Genomic DNA, 17,799 nt, shown 5'->3' on the forward strand with positions numbered 1-17,799 from the left:
GCGTTCCCGCAGCCCTGACCGAGGTCATCACACTCGGACGGACCCTGAAGAAACGAGCCACGGACGTCCTGGCCTACTTCGACCGACCCGGCACCAGCAACGGCCCCACCGAGGCGATCAACGGCCGACTCGAACACCTCCGCGGCTCCGCCCTCGGCTTTCGCAACCTCACCAACTACATCGCCAGATCCCTCCTCGAGACCGGCGGATTCAGACCCCGACTACACCCTCAATTGGGATGAGCCACATTCATGGGAGATCAGCCTTTTGCGGTTGAACTCTGCGCACCGGCCCAGGAGGGAGAGCGCGCGGCCTAGTCGTTGGCAGATGTCGTGTATAGCGTGACCCGTTAGTGCAAGTGTGCCGACGAGCGAAACTCTCCGCGTGGGGGCGACCTAGGCCCGATCCCAACTTTCGAGTTACGGGACCTGGAGCGATTTCTTCCCTCAACGAGTACTTGCCCGCCCGCAACACCTGTATATTCATCGAGCCGTGCCCACTCGAGGCACACTTCCCGCACTCTGCATTCGCTCAGACACATCTGCACCAGAGGTGCTGCCGCGGACACTGCCGCCTGTAACGGTGCGATCTCGACTACGGCCTCGGCTGCGTCCCACAGGCCACGGCTGTCCTTACAAGCTGCGTTTCGTAGCCGACTGGCAGCATTCCGAGCCAGAACGACGGCGTCGCGGCTGGAGCCCATCAGAGGTTCTCCTGCGCGTGTGGACGCCGGCTCATGGCACGGGACCCTGAGCGCCGAGACCACGGCGATCCCTTTCTCTCGGGCGCCGGCGAAGCCGTCGCCCCACGGAGCGCGTCACCCGCGCATCCCCCGGTGAATTCTCCCGAGACTTCTCGGCTTCGCCCTGGTGCCCGCACTCCAACCCTCTCCCTCTTCAGACTGCTGGTCGGCCGTGCTAGCTGCCGTCAGAGCCTGCGCGGGTTGCTGCGAGTCGGTCGAGCGCTATTTCAATGAGCGCGTGCTCCACTGGACCAGACGCCCTGGTTTCTAGGTCCTCGAGGAGCGACGTGGCTTGGTCACTATCGAGCGTCTCGAGCTTGCTGAAGACCCATTGATACATCTGCCACCAGTGGCCCGCGTCCGAGCTGGCGGCACGAGTGTCATTCAGGAGCTGCGCAGCCACGACGTCCGCGGCCCGCCGGTCTCTATAGATGCTCCTCTTCACCCGGGCTCGGAGCATGAAGGCGCTTGTCGCGATCGTGATGGCGATGACCGCGAGGGATCCCCCAAATCCAGGCGAGCGCAGGACGACACTCCACCAATCGCTCGTCCATAGTGCGGGGGATGCGACGACTGCTGCGAAGGGCATGACTGCTCCTAGGATCGACGATTCGGGGACCTTCAGGCTCGAACAGACCGTCCCGCATCGAGTCGCGACGCCGCGGTGATCGGCTTGTTCAGCTCCCTGCGGCGTCTTCATCATCTCGGGCGCCTGCCCATCGCCAGGCGCGGGTGCACACGCAGTGACCGGTGTTGAGGTGTGGCGTAGAGGATCCCGGCTCGGCGCAGGGCGGTGATCACCCCTTCGGACTCCTCCCTCGACCAGCCCATGTGGAGGCCGACCTCCTGCCAGGTGGGACCCTCTTTGTGCGTTCGGTTGTACGCGCCGACGAACGCCACCACTCGGCGCGCGACCTCGTCGCGTACTTGACCGTGCTCGTCCAGAACAAGTCGCTCGCCGGCCTTTCGGGCCGCGGCGAGCCGTGCAGGACGGTTCGCTACGGGGATGCCGGGCTCCGAGAACGACTCTTCGCGATCGGACTCGTCTCGGGTGCGTGCTTGCTGGCTGGCTGCTGGTTCAGGATCGGTCATCATGTCGCTTCTCCTCGTGGGATCTGTGAGCGATGTCAGAGAGGGCCGCTGCTGCAAGCGGAGTGAGTGACGCGGTGAACCGCCAGTATCTGGTCCTCGCGGATCGCGACGGGCAGTGCGCGTACGCAGGAGTAGCGGAGAGCAGTCCGCTAGCGAAGTGGCACCACAACCACGTGACGGCGAGCGGGTACGAGCTGCAACTGGTGCCTGGCCGATGGTGGTCGACCCAGTCGTCGAACCACGTTCGCTCGATTGAGAGGCTGCACACCGTTCGATCGCGGGTGCGGTAGTTCGCGGCGAGGACGCGGGAGATCTCCCGGAGGGTCGCTGTCAGCGCCCCCGGGCCGATCCGGCTTCGTGTGCTCACTGCTCGCGCGGCGCGCGGGCCAAGGTCCGCGTCAAGACCCAGGGCGATAGCGGCGTCGGCCCACGTCCGAGCACCAGCCTGGCGTGCGAGGCACAGGGACAGGAACAGCCGGTTCGTGTCGCCCTTGCTGGTGCTGAACAGCGTTCCCGCGTACGCGCTGTAGAGCATTTCGGGCACTGCTTGTGGGATGCGCTCGAAAGCCAGGAGGTGATCGGCGCGGTTCAGGTGCGTGCTGACGCGTTGACGGGGCGCGAGCGAAGCGAGGATCAGTCGCTCGAGTGTTGGCGTCATTGCAGTGTGGTCGGCCAGCCAGACAAGGCGCGATTCCGTACCCATGGGAGCGGCCTCCACCCAGGGTGCCAAGAGGTCTGCTGAGCTCGTCACATCCGGCGCGGCGAGGACCTGATCCGCGGTGGTCAAGACGGCCGAACGGACCTGAGGGTCTGCGGGCGGTGCGAGATGCCAGCGGATTCTGCCTGCCGTTTCGGACTCGCGGCGCACGCCATCGACCCACGCGGCGAGTCCTTCGGTTGACGTCTGGGTGGCGATGTGGAGCAGGAGGACCGCGAGGCTGCGGCAGTCGGCAAGCCAGGTGGCGGCCGGCGCGAGAGTTCCAGCAACACAGGCGGGACCACCGCCCAGCGCGCGGTCATGCCGATCTTGCCGTTGGATGTCGTCGCGGCTGGCTTGCCGGGCAGACAGCGTGGCGATGTCGAGCTCGCACCACGTGCGGTGCCCGGTCGGGTTGAGACAGCAGGTGCCGGCATGGTGTCGCAGTGGCGTGTGGGGATGGTCGTCGAAGTGTCGCCCGCAGCAGGGACATGTCTCCAGCAGGTAGCAGTGGTGCGTGTCGCAGATCGTCACCGTCGGCAGCCGCCATCTCAAGCGCCAGTAGCCCGACTGCGCGAGGCACGCCGGGCAGGCCGCGGTGCAGTTCGGTCGGAACCATCCGCGGGCAGCGACAGTTCGCCACGATGACCATCGGTCGGAGTCGAGTCCAGCGAGATCGAGGGCCGTGCCGTCATAGCGAGCCAGCGTGGTGGCGCGTACCGCCTGAGGTGGTTGGCTCGTCAGCTCCGAGATCGTGGTCGCGGTGCGCGGGTCGGGCCGGACGGGCAGGAAGCGGGTTGTGCCACCACCAGCACGGAGCTCAGCACTCATCTGGGCCGTGGTCATCCCGTTGAGATCTGCCAGGTGTTCGAGCCAGTCGAGCAAGCTCTGGCCCGGCATAGGTTCGGAGCGCACGGGAAGCGGGCTCATGCGACCACCTCTCCCACGACACTTGCTGTGGAATCGGAATCGCCGATCGAGGCTGGCGCGATGTGCAGGGCGGGCGACGTGACATCTGCGAGGTAGGTGAGCGCGGCATCGCTGAGCACGAGCCGTTGCTCGGGGTTCAGTCGCCCATCAAGATCCAGCGCTGGGGTCAGCAACGAGTCGTCCCACGCCGGGCTGCTGGTGACCGCGACCCAGATCCACGTTCCGAGCACTTCCTCACCTGGCGGCGCGACGCCGAAGCCCTGGACGAGTCGCTCGAGGAGGCGGGTCAGATCGGGCGCGCACGCCAGGTGGTGGCGGCGCTCGGCGTAGTCGATGAGGCCGTCGTCGACCAGTCGCCGTGCGAGGTCTTCGATCTCATCGGCGGTTTGAAGGGTGATGCCGCCCCCTTGCGCGAGACGCCGGGTGCTCCAACCCGATCCGGTGGTGCCAAGGGCGATGCGCGATCGCCGTTCAGCGTCGGCGTTGTGGACCGGCCCAGCTAGCAGCATGTGTGTGGTCACCGCGGTGTCAGTGCGCCACGCACGCCTGTCTTCCGGTGGCGCGAAGACCTCGCCGGGTCGCACGTCCCAGCCAGGGACGTGCTGAGGCCCGAGTCCGGTCGAGCTCTGCAGAGCGGTCAGCGTTTCGACCAACAATCGGTAGGCACGCCACGTGTCTGGACGCCACGCCGGAATGCCGGAGCTCGGGCCATCCGCATGCGGGCTCGGCAGCACCCGCTCCCACTCGGCCGCGCGGCGCTGCGACCACAGATCAGGTTCGCCTCGCAGGCGCTCCCACCCTTCGTGAACCATCGCGCGGCGTGACTGACGATCGGTCAGCGCTCGAGCGCATTCCAAGACAGGAACGGCAGCCTGGGCGGGGTGGGCCGGCGGTGCCTTCGTCCAGTCATGCCGGGTCGTGAGGTGTCGGCGGAGGTCGGCCCCCCAGCCGATCAGCAGCGGCCACTCATCGTCGGCAGTCAGCGCAACCAGCGTGACCAGCGCGTACAGCCGACGGAGCTGCTGGGCGCTGCTCCGCTCGCGGCGCGCCTTGGCCAGGACGTCGCCGATCCGACGCTGGGTGGCGACGGCACGCCCATCAGGGACAGGTGCAAGGACACCGGCATCTTGCTCGTCGGTGCGCTGCAGCAGTGACGGGCACGTGACGCACAGTGGATGAAGGGCCATTTGCCAGTCGCGCAGATAGACCCGTGACGTCGGTGTGCAGCGAGGGCACACCCACCGCACCCCAGGAAGACGCCACGTCCGCACCTGGCTCTGGCCCGCGCGACCGACGACGGCGGGTGGATAAACGTCGAGTGTCATCGTTCGTGCGTCTGCCGGGGACACCCCGAGCGCCGATCCGAGCCGCGCGAGCACCGCTGGATCGGCTGATCGCCGGGTCACGCTCGCTGCTGATAGCCCGAGCACCGCGGGTTGGATCCCGTTGGCGAGAGCGGTCCGCTCGGCCAACGAGTAGAGGTCTTCGCCCGGATCAGGCGCCGGCCGGACCGGCAGCTGGGTTTTCACGCCGGAGCCTTCGCGGCGCTGCGGGTGACGCGAGGACGCGTGACACCTTGCTGCGCACCAGTAGCTCGCTCTGACAGCGAGACAGCCTCGAGGTGGGTGCTCGTGATCGTCCATGAACCGTCGACAGCGGCCAGGTGTGCCGCTCCCTTGAGGAGCTCGGCCGTGTCGCTGATGAACCCTTGGGTGAGGCGCCAGATCCTCGGCGCGTGGGTGCCTGCGAGGAGCCCTGGTCGTGCCGCCGGAAGGTAGGGCAGCAGGCGCCGTTCGACGCCGTGCAGGAACTCCTGCCACGCGGCGGCGCCTTCAGCTGTGTCGACGGTGAACGGCGCCAACCTGATCACCTGCAGGCGGCCCGCCAGCTGTGGATCGGTGAAGACCAGGCCGTTGTCCTCCTGCTTGCCGACCAAGATGAGCGATCCGCCGTGCTGCCCGAGCACGGTGTTGACGTGCTTGAGGTGGTCGAGCACCTGCCGAGAGTCCTTGTGCCTGAGCTGGAGCAGGTTGATGTCGTCGACGACGAGGAGACGGACGCCGTGGTTGTCGACGACCTTGGAGAAGCGCACCGTCAGGTCGGGTATGCGGCCAGTCGTGGGATAGCCGAAGTAGTCCAGGACCTGGATGTTGAGCATCCGGATCTTCCCGTCCGAGCCCAGGTCAATCCAGGCCACCGGGACGTGATGGGCCTCGACTCCTCGTCGCGGCCGCCACGTCGGTGGCTGCGGCGACTCGATCTTGCTCGCAAGGACCTGCTTGTAGAAGTCCTGCGCCCAGGCGCGCACCAGCGTCGACTTGCCCACCGTGAACTCGGCCGTGACCACGATGACGTTCTTCGCCCCGGGAGGCCGGAACTCGTTGTTCTCCACGAGGTCCGTCAGTCTCCGCTGAGCCACAGCTCCCGCCTTCCACGGGAAGACGACGCTCTGGATCCAGCGGCGTCGCGCGTCGACGTACTGCGCCAAGGCCGGCTCGGGCATCGCGCGCAGCTCCCGCAGGGTGTGCACTGGTGGCGGGTTCGGTGGCTCATATCTTGCTTGTGTGTGCCATCCGGGTGCGTCCATCACGCCTCCCGGTCAGAGGCTTCGAACGGCCAGGAGTCGGCCCAGATCGAGAACGTGTCGTCTCCCCTGGGCTGCGTCGGCGAGGGAGCCGGGTGCTCGGTCACCATGTCCGCCACGGTCATCGCGGCCTCCGCCTCGGTGTGATCGTGGCGGGCGGTCTCGTGGCGCATCCGGGCGGCCGACACGCGCTTGCGCCAGCTCTTGGGTGCAACACCCTCGAGGAGGCTTCCGAGCTCGGCGATGATCTCGTCCTCTGCCACGGTGCTCGACAGCCGCGGATGACCTTGACGCAGCCGGACTGCGCCGCGCACGTGCTGGACGAGCGTCTCGGTCATCGGTGCCTGCGTCATGTGGGCCTTGCGCCATGGCACCGCCATGATGCGCTCTGATTCGGGATGCCGGATCCACACACGCGTGACGTCGTGCGGGTCGTAGAAGAACGGCATGGCCCGGTCCTCGGCGCGGAACGTGCCCACGGGTACGGCACGAAGACCATCCAGGACCGGACTGTCGTAGACCAGGCCGGACAGCTCGACCCCGGACTGTCCGACTGTCCCCCACCGCACGGGTAGGAAGTCGTAGATCAGGTCGGGCCGCTGCGGCACGTGCAGCCGGCCGGTGACCTTGAGGAGCGCATCGAACAGGTCGATCGGTCTCAGGTCTACGCGCTCTGCCCCGGGCAGGTGCAGCCCTGTGTGTGGGGTGCGATGGTAGTCCAGGACGATCCATCGCCGCAAGAACTGCTCCAGCTCAGGCGCCGTCAGCAGCGGCTCGTCACGGTGAGATCCGTCCAGACCCACGACGCGTCCGCGCTGGGAAGGGTTGCGGCCCTTGTAGCCCGGCAGCTGCTGGAGCCCTCGCTGGAGGGTCTCGTGGTAGCGCTCGAGGATGCCGTTGTCGATCGGACGACGGGTGCGCGAGAGCGGAAGGTCGATGCCGAAGCGGGCCAAGAGTTCCCGGAAGACTTGCGAGACGAAGATCGAGCCGTGATCTGCGCGCACGGCAGCCGGTCGGACGCCCGGCACCATGTGCTCGCCTTGCAGGCCGGGCGCCACGCGCAGGTTCCGGCAGGTGCGCGGGCAGGTCACCTCGACGCCGGAACAGTCCGGCTCTGCGTCGTCCGCATCCGCGTAGAACTCGATCTGCCGAGGCGCCCCGGCCCATGCCCAGTCCGACACATCGGTGCCCTCGACCAGCTGAGAGAAGGGCCGCATCACGTCGTACATGAGCATCGACGCGTCGTGGGCGTCCGCGCTCATCGGCACCACGCGCAATGCCAGGATGACGCGCGTGGCCAGGTCCATTGCGGAGATGATCTCCACACTGCACGCCCCCTCGCGCACAGGGCACCAGACCATGACGTCCGACCGGGTGACGTCGATCGCAACCACCTGACCGGGCACCATCGCCGGGAACGACGCCGTCCCGGAGACGCCTCTGAGCTTGTTCGAGCGCTGAGCTCGTGTAGTCGCGCCGCGTGTCGACATGAGGTGAGACACGTAGCGACTCGCGGCGCGATCTGGCACCTGAAGATCCTGACCCGCGTCACGCAGCCGAACCTTGACGCGACGCCGAACTTCGCGCAGGTTCACTGTCGAGACGTCCCCGTCAAACGCCGCGACGACCTCCCGTGCGGCCTCGCGCCACGCCAATGGCAGCGTCGAGAAGACCTCGATACGCTTCGCCCGCCGGCCGTCCACCAAGCCGATCAAGCCGTTCGCACGCCATAGGGTGAACCACACGTGGACGGTTCGAACCGACACCGGAGCGGACATCGAGCTGCGCCGTCCCGTCTCCATCTCGTGATTAAGCCGCTCGGCCATCCGTCTGCACCGGACAGTGAGCGACGAACCCAGCGCGGGGTCAAACAGTTCCGAGGGTTCGCCGGGGAGCCGGAGTTCGGGGTGTCCGTGGCGGTACCCCGTGGCGACTTCTTGGACAACAGCGAGCCGAAAGAGCGCTTCAGCCCGCGCGTCCTCATCGAGCCGGTTCCAGGTCTCCGCGAAGCTGCGCAAGGTCGGCGCCTCATCGGTTTGGCTTCCGTCGATCGGTGCCACGGTCTTCAGGTCGGGCCATTCGACCCACGACACCTGTCCGCGGACGTCGCGCATCTCGAGTCCGGCGCGGTCGATGCGAAGCACCACGGCGGTGCCGTCGTCTGTCAGCACTATGTCTCCTGGGGCGATCGCGATCCTGTTCTCAATCATGCGAACCCTCCAAGGATCGGACGACCGTTGCTCCCGTCACCCGCTCGTCGAGGGACACGACAAGGTCTCCCGTCCACAGCAGGTGCCACATCAGTCCGATGAGGTGTCCGTCGCCGTCGTCGAGTTCCATCAGCTCGCTGATCGTGACTGGTGAAGCGGTCCGCTCCATCAGTCGGCTCTTCGCGCCAACGTGAGGCCAGTCGGGACAGTGGCGAAAACTCGCGAGCCACATGAGGTTGAGCCTGCGAGCGGTGTCCGCTGTGTCGTACAACGCGCACTCCCAGCCGACAGCCCGGCACGCCAGCTCGGTCAGTTCGGCCACGTGGACGAAGCCCTCGTCACGGCGTTCGATCGGTCGCGCATCCCAGACGACGACGCGACCGCCCTGGTGCTCGGCCAAAAGATCTGGCACGTGCCGTATCCCACCTTCAAGCCTGAGCAGGACAGGCTGCGCCACAAGCCACGTGACACTCGCGTCCCGATCGAGCTCACGTGCCAGTTCATACTCGAGTCCCGATTCCAGGAGCAGGGAGGCGCCGGTGGTCTGGCAAGCCATGTGGACCGGCGTGTGGCGCGACATAGCATCTGCAGCCGGACGACGAGCCGGGACAAGATCGCGTATCGGCGGAGGTCCCTGGGCCCAGTCCCATGTCTGGTCGCCTCCTGCAAGGGTTCGGACCTTCCAAGACGCAGGCTTAACCGAGAGCGCGGTGGATGGGATGGGCGACTTCGCTCCGCACGCCTTGACGGAGACCGTTACGGAAGCGCATTCTGATTCTGCTGAAGACATAGGAGTACCCCAAAATGAGCGGTGGGTGTTTCTTCCAGCGGAGTGGAGTCCGCTGCAGCGCGGCGATCGGGTCCTAGAGCTGGAACTCTGGGACCTGTTTCGCGTTTCTGGCGTCCAGCGCCGAGTCCGATTCAGGCCATGGGGACCTCGTCGACGTCGTCGAGAGCCTTGGCGAGCAGGTCGGCGATCACGACCCTGATCGGGCGACCGGTCTCATGCGCAGAGTCGTAGAGCTGCTGGGCGAGGTGTGCTGGGATGCGAGTGTCGCAGCGCACGAGCTCACCGGGCTTGTAGACACGGTCGCGCGTCGAGGGCCGACCGGTGCGAGCTGACCGAATCACTACCGGCCCATCCCTGAACTCTGCCATCTCGACCACCTCGCTCGAACGGACGGCAAGCCTGCCGGATCTGACGAATCAGCTCGTTCCCGCGCTCGTACCGAGAAGCTGGGCACGACGCGGGCGGCGTCGTCAGCCCAGAGGTTGCAGCGGGTGAGAACCAGTCCCCTGACATACAGGGCAAAGCCGAGTATTGCACCGAAGCGTCCAGGGCATCAAGCCTTGTTCGTCCGTTTCGCAACCCCACAGGATCTGATTCAGAATCAGAAACTCCGCGGGCGAGAGCGTCATTTGCTTAGTACCGTCCACTATTCACTTCGAAACGTAGGCTCGAACCAAACACCTCATCCCGCAACGGTGGGGACAGAGCAAGGCCGACGGACCGGCGGACGGGTGAAGTCGGCCCCATACAGGTTCGCCGGACGCCCTCATGTGGGCACACCTTGCCGACGGCCAACCGGCCTCGCCACATCCCGGCGACGAGCTCGAAGCAGCGATCTGGGCTCCAGCGTGCAAGCGCCGCCGCTTGCCCCGAGGCATCCTTTAGGCGCTCCCAACCTGCACACGGCGTGCCTCCGCGACCTTCCCGCTCCGCCCGCGGCACGAGACATCGAGCGGGCAATCAGCTTCGGTCCTCTCGAGGTCCAATGCAGGTCTTCACCCGCTGAACGAGTCGTGTACTCGTCGCGAGTCGCTACAACTAGCGGCAGCTCACGTCGGTGACTCTGAAGGTATCCCCGCGATCCGAGAAATCCTCCAAGAAGAGGCCGCCCGACTGGCCTGGAAGGAGCGCACCAATCAGATCGTTGGCCATTCCAATCACGACACCGTTCGACTCGACGGCGGCCTCGACGTAGACACTGTCGCATCCATCGAAGGTGTAGACGAAGACGCCGGTGCAGTCCCAGCTTCCGCAGTCAACCTCCGTGTCTTCGGCATAGCGGTAGTAAAGCGTCCCCGACTCGACGACAGTCCATCCACCCGTCTCGGCCTGCGCCATGTCCAGGTCCCTGGCGTCGGCGGCTGCTTTCGCTTTGGTGAGGGCGTCTGCAGCGTCCTGGAGATCCTGCGCCTGCTGGGCCTCGGCGGCTTCTCTGACCTTCGTTGCCTCCGCTGCAGCGGCCGCTTGACGCGCTTCTTCGTCGCGGGCCGCGCGGTTCTCGTCCTCACGCTTCTCTTCAACCGCTCGCAACTCACGATCGTCGGCGCGAGCCTCGATGCTGTAGGCGGCCGCCCCAACAGATAGCGCGATGAGCGCGACGAAGAGCAATGGAATTACCACGCCACGTTTCCGGCCGCGCTGGGCAGTGGGTGGGGTGCCCCCTTCGCGGGCCAGCCAGGTGGAGCCATCCCAGTACCGGCTAGTTCCATCTGGTGCCCCATACCAACCCGGTGCTGGCGGCTGCGGCTCTGCTGATCCTTCCATAGCGGTCAGTATGGTCCCTCTCAAGTCGCCAGCCGGGTCCGAGAAGCTGTCGAGTCGCCGTTCGCTCGCCTGGTCGTGAGATTTCACCCCGAGAGTCGCACACGACGGCGACTTGGAACACTCGAGCATGCCCTCCATCGAGCGCGACCATCAGGACGGCACAGGGCGCTGTTCACCTGGGGGCGGCTCTCGCCGCAGCGAGGTATCACCACCGCCACGACACGTGCGGACCCACATACCCCAACCAGTTCGACCGCACCGCGCATGGTGGTGCACACCTGCATCCCACTACGTTGCCCGCACCCAAGCACTAAGCCACCACCTAGGGTCCACCAGCTCGAAACATGCGCACCATCTACTAGGCAAGGGCAGGCAAAGAGTCAACCATGCAGCATAGATGCGCGAGCGTGCAGTCTAGGTTGCACGTCCACAACAACAAACTGTTGACGTGCAACGCAGATTGCACGGACACGCCGCTGTACTTTGCACACTCTCGGGCGTGTCGCGAGGTCCATGCAGAGTAGGTCGCATGCCCCCAACACCGCGTCACATCCGACGGCCAGAACATCACCCTGAGCGTCCGGGCTCGGGCCAGTCGGTCACGCACACGCCTGCCCTGCGTTGCGGACCACCCGGAGGACGCACCCAACTGGTGCTTGAGCTTCGCGAGCCTGTCTGCGATTCGGCTCCCATCGCGGCGTTCTGGAGGACTGTGCCGGACCCACCTCTAGCACTGCGATCTCTTCCTCACGCTGCCCGAGCTTCCTGTGCACGATCGCGGCCTGCTAGGTGTATGCGGGAGCAGGTTCACGCCCATCACGATCCCCCTCCGCTCCTTCGACGGCGGCGTAACAGAGAACAAGCGCTTCCTCGAGTCGCTCTTCGCGCTTGAGCTCCTTGATCGGCTCGATCAGCTCCACCGTCATGGCCGCCCTCGCCCAGATGGAGCTCGAGATCAAACGCGAACGAGTCAGCGACTCCGTCACCAAACGCCGCGCCGCTGGCAAGGACCTCGGTGGCCGCCGACCCCAGTACACCGACAGCCAGATCCACAACGCCCACCGACTCATCACCGCCGGCGAACCCGCCAGCCAAGTCGCCCGCGACCTCGGCATGCCCCTCGCCACGCTCTACCGACGCATCAGCACCCTCACGACAGGCTAGGACTCGCTCAGCGGTCGATCCAGCGCTGCATGTGCTCGGGGTAGCGGGCTCCCTGGATGTCTGCTTGGTCGGACGCGGCCGTGAGCTCGGCGAGGTCTTCGGCTTCGAGGTGGAGGTCGGCGGCGGCGTTGTTCTCGCTGAGGCGGTGCTGCTTGGTGGTGCCGGGGATGGGCACGATCGAGGGGTGCTGGGCGAGCAGCCATGCCAGTGCGACCTGGCCCGGGGTGGCGTTGCGGCGGGCGGCGACGGCCGAGACGGAGTCCACCAGGGCCTGGTTCGCGGCGCGGGCGTCCTCGGTGAAGCGTGGCAGGGTGTTGCGCAGGTCGCCGTCGTCGAAGGTCGTGGTGGTGGTGATCGCCCCAGTGAGGAATCCCTTGCCGAGCGGGCTGAACGGCACGAACCCGATGCCCAGCTCGATCAGGGTCGGCAGGATCTGCGCCTCGGGCTCACGCCAGAAGAGGGAGTACTCGCTCTGCAGGGCGGTAACCGACTGGACCGCGTGGGCGCGGCGGATGGTGGTGTCGCCGGCCTCAGAGAGCCCGAAGTGCTTCACCTTGCCCTCGGCGATGAGGTCCTTGACGGTCCCGGCGACGTCCTCGATGGGAACGTCTGGGTCGACGCGGTGCTGGTAGAGCAGGTCGATGAACTCGGTTCCCAGGCGCCGCAGGGAGTCCTCGACGGTTGCGCGGATGTGCTCGGGACGGCTGTCGAGGCCTGAGGACGTCGAACCGTCGAAGGAGAAACCGAACTTGGTGGCGATGACGACCTGGTCACGCACGGGAGCCAGTGCGGCGCCGACGAGCTCTTCGTTGGTGAACGGGCCGTAGACCTGGGCGGTGTCGAAGAAGGTCACGCCCTGGTCCACCGCGGCGCGGATGAGGGCGATGCCATCCTGTTGGTCGACGGCAGCGCCGTAACCGTGGCTGAGGCCCATGCATCCGAGTCCCAGGCCGGAGACCTCGAGGCCGCTGCGGCCCAGGGTGCGCTTGATCATCGTCGTTCTCCTTCATGAGATGTGTTGGGCTCGAAGCGATCCGGGCGCGCGTCGCTACCGGTGCACGCCCGGATCACTGGTGTGGGTGGGTTCAGCCGGCGCGGCGGGCGTTGAGGTAGCTGACCATCGCCGGGTCGCGGTGGTCGAACGCGACGCTCACGCCGGTGTCCAGCGTGGCGATGCGCGACGTCTCCTCGTCGGTGAGGCCGAAGTCGAACACGTCGATGTTCTCCGCCATCCGCTCGGGGCGGGACGACTTCGGGATGACCACCACACCGCGCTGGATCAGCCACCGCAGGGCGACCTGGGCGACGGACTTGCCGTGAGCTTCGCCGATGGCGGTCAGGGTCGGGTCGCTGAAGATGTTGTTCTTGCCCTCGGCCAGCGGGCCCCAGGACTCGATCTGGACGCCGCGCTCGGTCATGACCTGCTGGTCGGCGGTGCGCTGGTGGTAGGGGTGGGTCTCGATCTGGTTGACGGCGGGGGTGATCTCGTTGTGCTCGATGAGATCGACGAGCCGGTCGGAGTGGAAGTTGGAGACGCCGATCGCGCGGACGGCTCCTTGACGGTTCAGCTCTTGCATCGCGCGCCAGGAGCTGTAGTAGTCGCCCAGCGGCTGGTGGATCAGGTACAGGTCGAGGTGCTCGAGGCCGAGCAGTCGCAGGGAGGTGTCGAAGGCCCGCTTGGTGCCCTCCTCGCCACCAGAGTGGATCCACAGCTTGGTGGTCACGAACAGCTGATCACGTGGGATGCCGCTGGCCTTGATGGCACGGCCCACGGCCTCCTCGTTGCCATAGGCGGAGGCCGTGTCGAGGTGGCGATACCCGGCAGCCAAGGCGTCGGTCACGACGCGCTCGGTCTCCTCTGCGGGGACCTGGAAGACGCCGAAGCCGAGGATAGGCATCTCGACGCCGTTGTTCAGGGTGACGTTGGGAATCTGGTAGGTCATGGTCGAGCCTTTCCGGGAGTTGGTGGCCTCTGGTCGCAGTGCGAACGTGGTGGGTTCGCCCTGGCGGGTGCTCGTCGTCCTCGACGAGACCGACTCGTGGAACGAGGTGCGGGTGCAGCTCCCGCTTCATCCATGTGACCACGAATCGCCGTTGCGAGGGACGCCCTAGGTATGGGTGCACCAGCAGTACGTGGCTAGTGGGTCCTGCTGCTCGTACCGTCGAGGGCATGGACCAACGTGACGAGGTGCGCGACTTCCTCAGCTCCCGGCGTGCCCGGCTGAGCCCGACCGATGTCGGACTGCCGGCGGGTACCGGACGGCGCCGGGTCGCCGGGCTGCGTCGCGATGAGGTCGCCGTCCTGGCGGGTGTCTCCTCGGAGTACTACGCCCGCTTGGAGCGAGGGAACCTCTCCGGTGCCTCCGATGCGGTCCTGGACGCGATCGCGGCAGCTCTGCGCCTGGACGAGGCGGAGCAGCTGCACCTGCGCAACCTCGCCCACGCAGCGAACCAGTCCGTTCGCCGGCGCCGTACCCCAGCCCCTCGCACCCCGGTTCAGGCCTCGCTTCAGCGCCTCCTGGACGCGATGACCACCGTGCCGGCGTACGTCCGTGACTCGCGCATGGACGTCGTCGCGGACAACGCCCTGGCCCGAGAGCTCCTCAGCCCCATCTACCGCTTCGCCCGGCACACCGGCACCGCTCCCAACAGCGCCCGGTTCGCCTTCCTGGATCCCTCGGGACGCGACTACTACCCCGACTGGGAGCAGGTCACCCACGACTGCGTCGCGGCGCTGCACGCCGCCGCCGGCCACAACCCCTACGACAAGCCGTTGTCCGACCTCGTCGGCGAGCTCTCGACCCGCTCCGAGACGTTCCGTACCCTGTGGGCCACTCATGACGTGCGCCTGCACCGCACGGGCATCAAGCGGCTTCGCCACCCCGAGGTCGGCGTGCTCGCCCTGGAGTACGACGTCATGGAGCTCGTCCAGCCGACCGGCCTGGTGTTCATCGCCTACAGCGCCGCACCCGGGACGCCCGGTGCGGACGGTCTGGCCCTGCTGGCGTCGCTGGCCGTCACCCGTGACGGCGCGGTGACCACCCCGGGCACATGACCGCCCCGGTGTTCGACCGACGTTCGTTCCTCCGCGCAGCACTGACCGGTGGCGCCGGGGCGACCGTGCTCACCGTGGCCGGATGCGCCGACCCCGACATGCCACGCGACCCCACCCAGAGCCAGGAGGCCCCGCCCATGGACCCAGCGTCCCCGCCGAACAGCGCGACGCTGCTGGTGTACTTCTCCCGACCCGGGGAGAACTACTGGTACGGCGAACGGCGTGACCTCGAGGTCGGCAACACCCAAGTCCTCGCCACGATGATCACGGACCGTATCGCTTGCGACACTTACCGCATCGAGGAGGCCGACCCGTACCCGGCCAACTACGACCAGACCGTCGCGCGCAACGTCCTCGAGCAGGACCAGGACGCCCGGCCTGCGATCGCCTCGACGCTGCCCGACGTCACCGGATACGACACGGTGATCCTCGCCAGTCCCATCTGGAACGTTCGCCCCCCGATGATCATGTCGACATTCGTCGAGTCGGTCCCTCTGGAGGGCAAACGCGTGCTGCCCGTCACGACCCACGCCATGAGCGGACTAGGACGGTCCATCGAGATCTACACCGAGCTCGCGAACAGCGCCATGATCGGTGACGGGCTCGCCGTACAGGGCGAGGAAGTCGCCGACGCCGGCCCCGACCTCGAGGTGTGGCTGCGCGAGGTCGCACTCCTGGCGTGAGTAACCCGAACCAGGCGGCGGCAGAGGAATCAGTGGCTTCCGTCCAGCGAATGCGTCACGGCGTCGGGTTGCGTCGTCCAGCTCCGCAGCAGGTCGAGAGCGTCCGCGGACGGCGTGCCCGGCTCAGCCAGGTACGTCGCGATGACGATGCCGTTGCTCGACGGGAGCGCGAGGGTCTCGTAGGCCAACGTCATCTCGCCGACGAGAGGGTGGTTGATCCTCTTGTTGCCGGTGATGTGAGTGCGGACCGTGTGCCCGCCCCACCAGGTTCGGAAGTCCGGGCTCCGGGTGGCCAGCTCGCCCACGAGCGCCATGAGAGCCCGGTCGCTGGGGTCGTGCCCCGCCATGAGTCGAAGCGCCGAGACGGCTTCGCGGGCGCTGGTCTCCCAGCCCGGGTAGAAGGTCTGGGACCGGGGATCGAGGAACAGGTACCGGGCGCTGTTGAGGGGCGCGGCGTCGGCCGGGAAGAGGTCGGGGAAGAGCGCACGTCCCAGAGCGTTGGACCCCACGACGGCAGTGACTCGGTTCATCGCGACGGCCGGGACGTCGCGCATGGTGTCGAGCAGCTGAGCGACCAGCGGTGACACCCGGGACTCGGGCTTGGACCGCGGTGCTCGGCGTGGCCCGCTCGCGGCTCGGGAGAGGTCGAGCAGGTGCGCGGCTTCTGCCTCGTCGAGCTGTAGCGCTCGAACGAGCGCGTAGAGGACACTCTCGGACACCCCGCTGAGATCGCCCCGCTCCATGCGCGTGTAGTAGGCCGTGCTGACACCAGCGAGCTGGGCTACCTCCTCGCGCCGCAGGCCCGGGACGCGGCGCTCTCCACCGAAGTGCATCAGGCCGGCCTTCTCCGGTGTGATGCGCGCTCGGAGCGCAGTGAGGAACTGCTGCACGTCGTCCTGGCTGTCCATAACGCCCGACGCTAGCCGACTGCTGCGGCTCCTGGGAGTCACTGGTATTCGCCCCCGGCCACGGCTCTGGGAGCCAATACCAGTGACTCCCACACGGGTCCGGTGCGCGCATACCGTCGAGGCCTGGCACACAGCTCAGCGCTGCCCCTCCTCTCTGACAGGAACACACCATGGACTACACCCGACTTGGTACCTCTGGACTCAAGATCAGCCGCCTCACCCTCGGATGCATGAGCTTCGGCACCCCCAACCCGTTCCAGAACTGGTCCTTGGACGACGAGGCCGCCGGCCCGCTGTTCAAGGAGGCCGTCGAGCTCGGCATCAACTTCTGGGACACCGCGAACGTCTACGGCGGTGGCTCCTCCGAGGAGATCGTCGGTCGCGCCATGCGCGAGTACTCCAGCCGCGAAGAGACCGTGCTCGCCACGAAGATCTACTGGCCGATGAGCCAGAACCCCGGCGGCGGCGGTCTCAGCCGCAAGGCGATCCTCGAGCAGGTCGACGGGTCGCTGACCCGCCTCGGCACCGACTACGTCGACCTCATGCAGATCCACCGCTTCGATCCCGAGGTGCCGGTCGAAGAGACCATGGAAGCACTCCACGACGTCGTCAAGTCCGGCAAGGTCCGCTACATCGGTGCATCGTCGATGTGGACGTGGCAGTTCGCGAAGATGCAGAGCGTCGCCGAGCTGCACGGCTGGACAAAATTCGTCTCGATGCAGGACCAGTACAACCTGCTCCAGCGCGAGGAAGAGCGAGAGATGCAGGGCCTGCTCACCGACCAGGGAGTCGGCAACATGATCTGGAGCCCGCTCAACGGCGGCATCGTCGCTCGCCCATGGGGCGACAAGAGCAGCACCCGTGCCGCATCCAACCCGGGAACCGACCAGTTCGGGCGTCCGATGTTCCTCGACTCCGACAAGGCGATCGTCGACGCCGTCGAGCGCATAGCCACCGACCGCAACGTCTCCATGGCCACCGTGGCGCTCGCCTGGGTCCTGAAGAACCCAGTCGTCGACTCCCCGATCATCGGCGCCACGAAGGTGAAGCACCTCACCGACGCTGCCGCCGCCCTGGAGCTGACGCTCACAGACGACGAGGTGGCCGCGCTCGAAGGCCCGTATACCCCGCGCGAACCGACCTTCTTCTAAGCACCACACTCACAGAGGGACAACCGACG

The 17,799-nt window shown here is 66.8% G+C and carries 16 protein-coding genes and 1 pseudogene; 5 read left to right on the top strand and 12 right to left on the bottom strand.

Translation table 11 applies throughout. The annotated features are described in order from the left end of the window. The coding region (locus tag ABKW26_RS18280) for a transposase (protein WP_348595512.1) at window positions 1–242 on the top strand (242 nt) is incomplete at its 5' end. Between the two features lie 675 nt (window positions 243–917). On the opposite strand, the gene ABKW26_RS18285 is transcribed toward ABKW26_RS18280, so the two are convergent. From ABKW26_RS18285 to ABKW26_RS18325, 9 genes are all read right to left on the bottom strand, one after another. After that, entirely contained in the window at window positions 918–1,331 is a 414-nt protein-coding gene (locus tag ABKW26_RS18285) for a hypothetical protein (RefSeq protein ID WP_348595513.1), read from the bottom strand. 110 nt (window positions 1,332–1,441) lie between these two features. Then, on the bottom strand, window positions 1,442–1,837 hold the full coding sequence (locus ABKW26_RS18290; protein WP_348595514.1) for a hypothetical protein: 396 nt from the start codon (window positions 1,835–1,837) through the stop codon (window positions 1,442–1,444). Then, window positions 1,821–3,461 carry a TniQ family protein gene (locus ABKW26_RS18295; protein ID WP_348595515.1) on the bottom strand — a complete coding sequence of 547 codons (1,641 nt, stop codon included), beginning with the start codon at window positions 3,459–3,461 and terminating at the stop codon, window positions 1,821–1,823. The genes ABKW26_RS18290 and ABKW26_RS18295 overlap by 17 nt, the downstream gene beginning before the upstream one ends. Continuing rightward, on the bottom strand, window positions 3,458–4,990 hold the full coding sequence (locus ABKW26_RS18300; protein WP_348595516.1) for a TniQ family protein: 1,533 nt from the start codon (window positions 4,988–4,990) through the stop codon (window positions 3,458–3,460). The genes ABKW26_RS18295 and ABKW26_RS18300 overlap by 4 nt, the downstream gene beginning before the upstream one ends. Beyond that, on the bottom strand, window positions 4,987–5,991 hold the full coding sequence (locus ABKW26_RS18305) for a TniB family NTP-binding protein (RefSeq protein WP_348595517.1): 1,005 nt from the start codon (window positions 5,989–5,991) through the stop codon (window positions 4,987–4,989). Before ABKW26_RS18305 ends, ABKW26_RS18300 begins: the two co-directional genes overlap by 4 nt. A gap of 56 nt (window positions 5,992–6,047) precedes the next feature. After that, the gene (locus ABKW26_RS18310; RefSeq protein WP_348595518.1) at window positions 6,048–8,255 is read right to left on the bottom strand and encodes a hypothetical protein; all 2,208 of its coding nucleotides are present in this window, start codon (window positions 8,253–8,255) and stop codon (window positions 6,048–6,050) included. Further along, window positions 8,248–8,811, bottom strand: coding sequence for a hypothetical protein (locus ABKW26_RS18315; protein WP_348595519.1), 564 nt, complete (start codon window positions 8,809–8,811; stop codon window positions 8,248–8,250). Before ABKW26_RS18315 ends, ABKW26_RS18310 begins: the two co-directional genes overlap by 8 nt. Window positions 8,812–9,176: 365 nt before the next feature. Then, window positions 9,177–9,386: a mechanosensitive ion channel protein MscS gene (locus tag ABKW26_RS18320; protein ID WP_348595520.1), complete on the bottom strand. Its 210-nt coding sequence runs from the start codon at window positions 9,384–9,386 to the stop codon at window positions 9,177–9,179. 697 nt (window positions 9,387–10,083) lie between these two features. Continuing rightward, the gene (locus ABKW26_RS18325; protein ID WP_348595521.1) at window positions 10,084–10,653 is read right to left on the bottom strand and encodes a hypothetical protein; all 570 of its coding nucleotides are present in this window, start codon (window positions 10,651–10,653) and stop codon (window positions 10,084–10,086) included. Window positions 10,654–11,709: 1,056 nt separating this feature from the next. On the opposite strand from ABKW26_RS18325, the pseudogene ABKW26_RS18330 reads away from it, so the two are divergent. Then, window positions 11,710–11,973, top strand: a pseudogene (locus ABKW26_RS18330) (helix-turn-helix domain-containing protein); the annotation flags it as partial. 7 nt (window positions 11,974–11,980) lie between these two features. Here ABKW26_RS18330 and ABKW26_RS18335 read toward each other — a convergent pair. Both ABKW26_RS18335 and ABKW26_RS18340 read right to left on the bottom strand, forming a co-directional pair. Next, window positions 11,981–12,967: an aldo/keto reductase gene (locus ABKW26_RS18335; RefSeq protein WP_348595522.1), complete on the bottom strand. Its 987-nt coding sequence runs from the start codon at window positions 12,965–12,967 to the stop codon at window positions 11,981–11,983. Window positions 12,968–13,058: 91 nt separating this feature from the next. Then, entirely contained in the window at window positions 13,059–13,916 is an 858-nt protein-coding gene (locus tag ABKW26_RS18340) for an aldo/keto reductase (protein ID WP_348595523.1), read from the bottom strand. Between the two features lie 227 nt (window positions 13,917–14,143). On the opposite strand from ABKW26_RS18340, the gene ABKW26_RS18345 reads away from it, so the two are divergent. Beyond that, window positions 14,144–15,028 carry a helix-turn-helix transcriptional regulator gene (locus tag ABKW26_RS18345; RefSeq protein WP_348595524.1) on the top strand — a complete coding sequence of 295 codons (885 nt, stop codon included), beginning with the start codon at window positions 14,144–14,146 and terminating at the stop codon, window positions 15,026–15,028. Further along, window positions 15,025–15,711 carry a flavodoxin gene (locus tag ABKW26_RS18350; protein ID WP_348595525.1) on the top strand — a complete coding sequence of 229 codons (687 nt, stop codon included), beginning with the start codon at window positions 15,025–15,027 and terminating at the stop codon, window positions 15,709–15,711. Before ABKW26_RS18345 ends, ABKW26_RS18350 begins: the two co-directional genes overlap by 4 nt. Window positions 15,712–15,740: 29 nt before the next feature. On the opposite strand, the gene ABKW26_RS18355 is transcribed toward ABKW26_RS18350, so the two are convergent. Continuing rightward, window positions 15,741–16,619 carry a helix-turn-helix transcriptional regulator gene (locus ABKW26_RS18355; protein ID WP_348595526.1) on the bottom strand — a complete coding sequence of 293 codons (879 nt, stop codon included), beginning with the start codon at window positions 16,617–16,619 and terminating at the stop codon, window positions 15,741–15,743. A 170-nt stretch (window positions 16,620–16,789) separates the two neighbouring features. Between ABKW26_RS18355 and ABKW26_RS18360 the strand changes: the two genes are divergently transcribed. After that, window positions 16,790–17,770, top strand: coding sequence for an aldo/keto reductase (locus tag ABKW26_RS18360; protein WP_348595527.1), 981 nt, complete (start codon window positions 16,790–16,792; stop codon window positions 17,768–17,770). The last annotated feature ends 29 nt before the right edge of the window (window positions 17,771–17,799 follow it).

It is taken from the genome of Sanguibacter sp. 25GB23B1, assembly GCF_040012415.1.
Classification (GTDB): domain Bacteria; phylum Actinomycetota; class Actinomycetes; order Actinomycetales; family Cellulomonadaceae; genus Sanguibacter.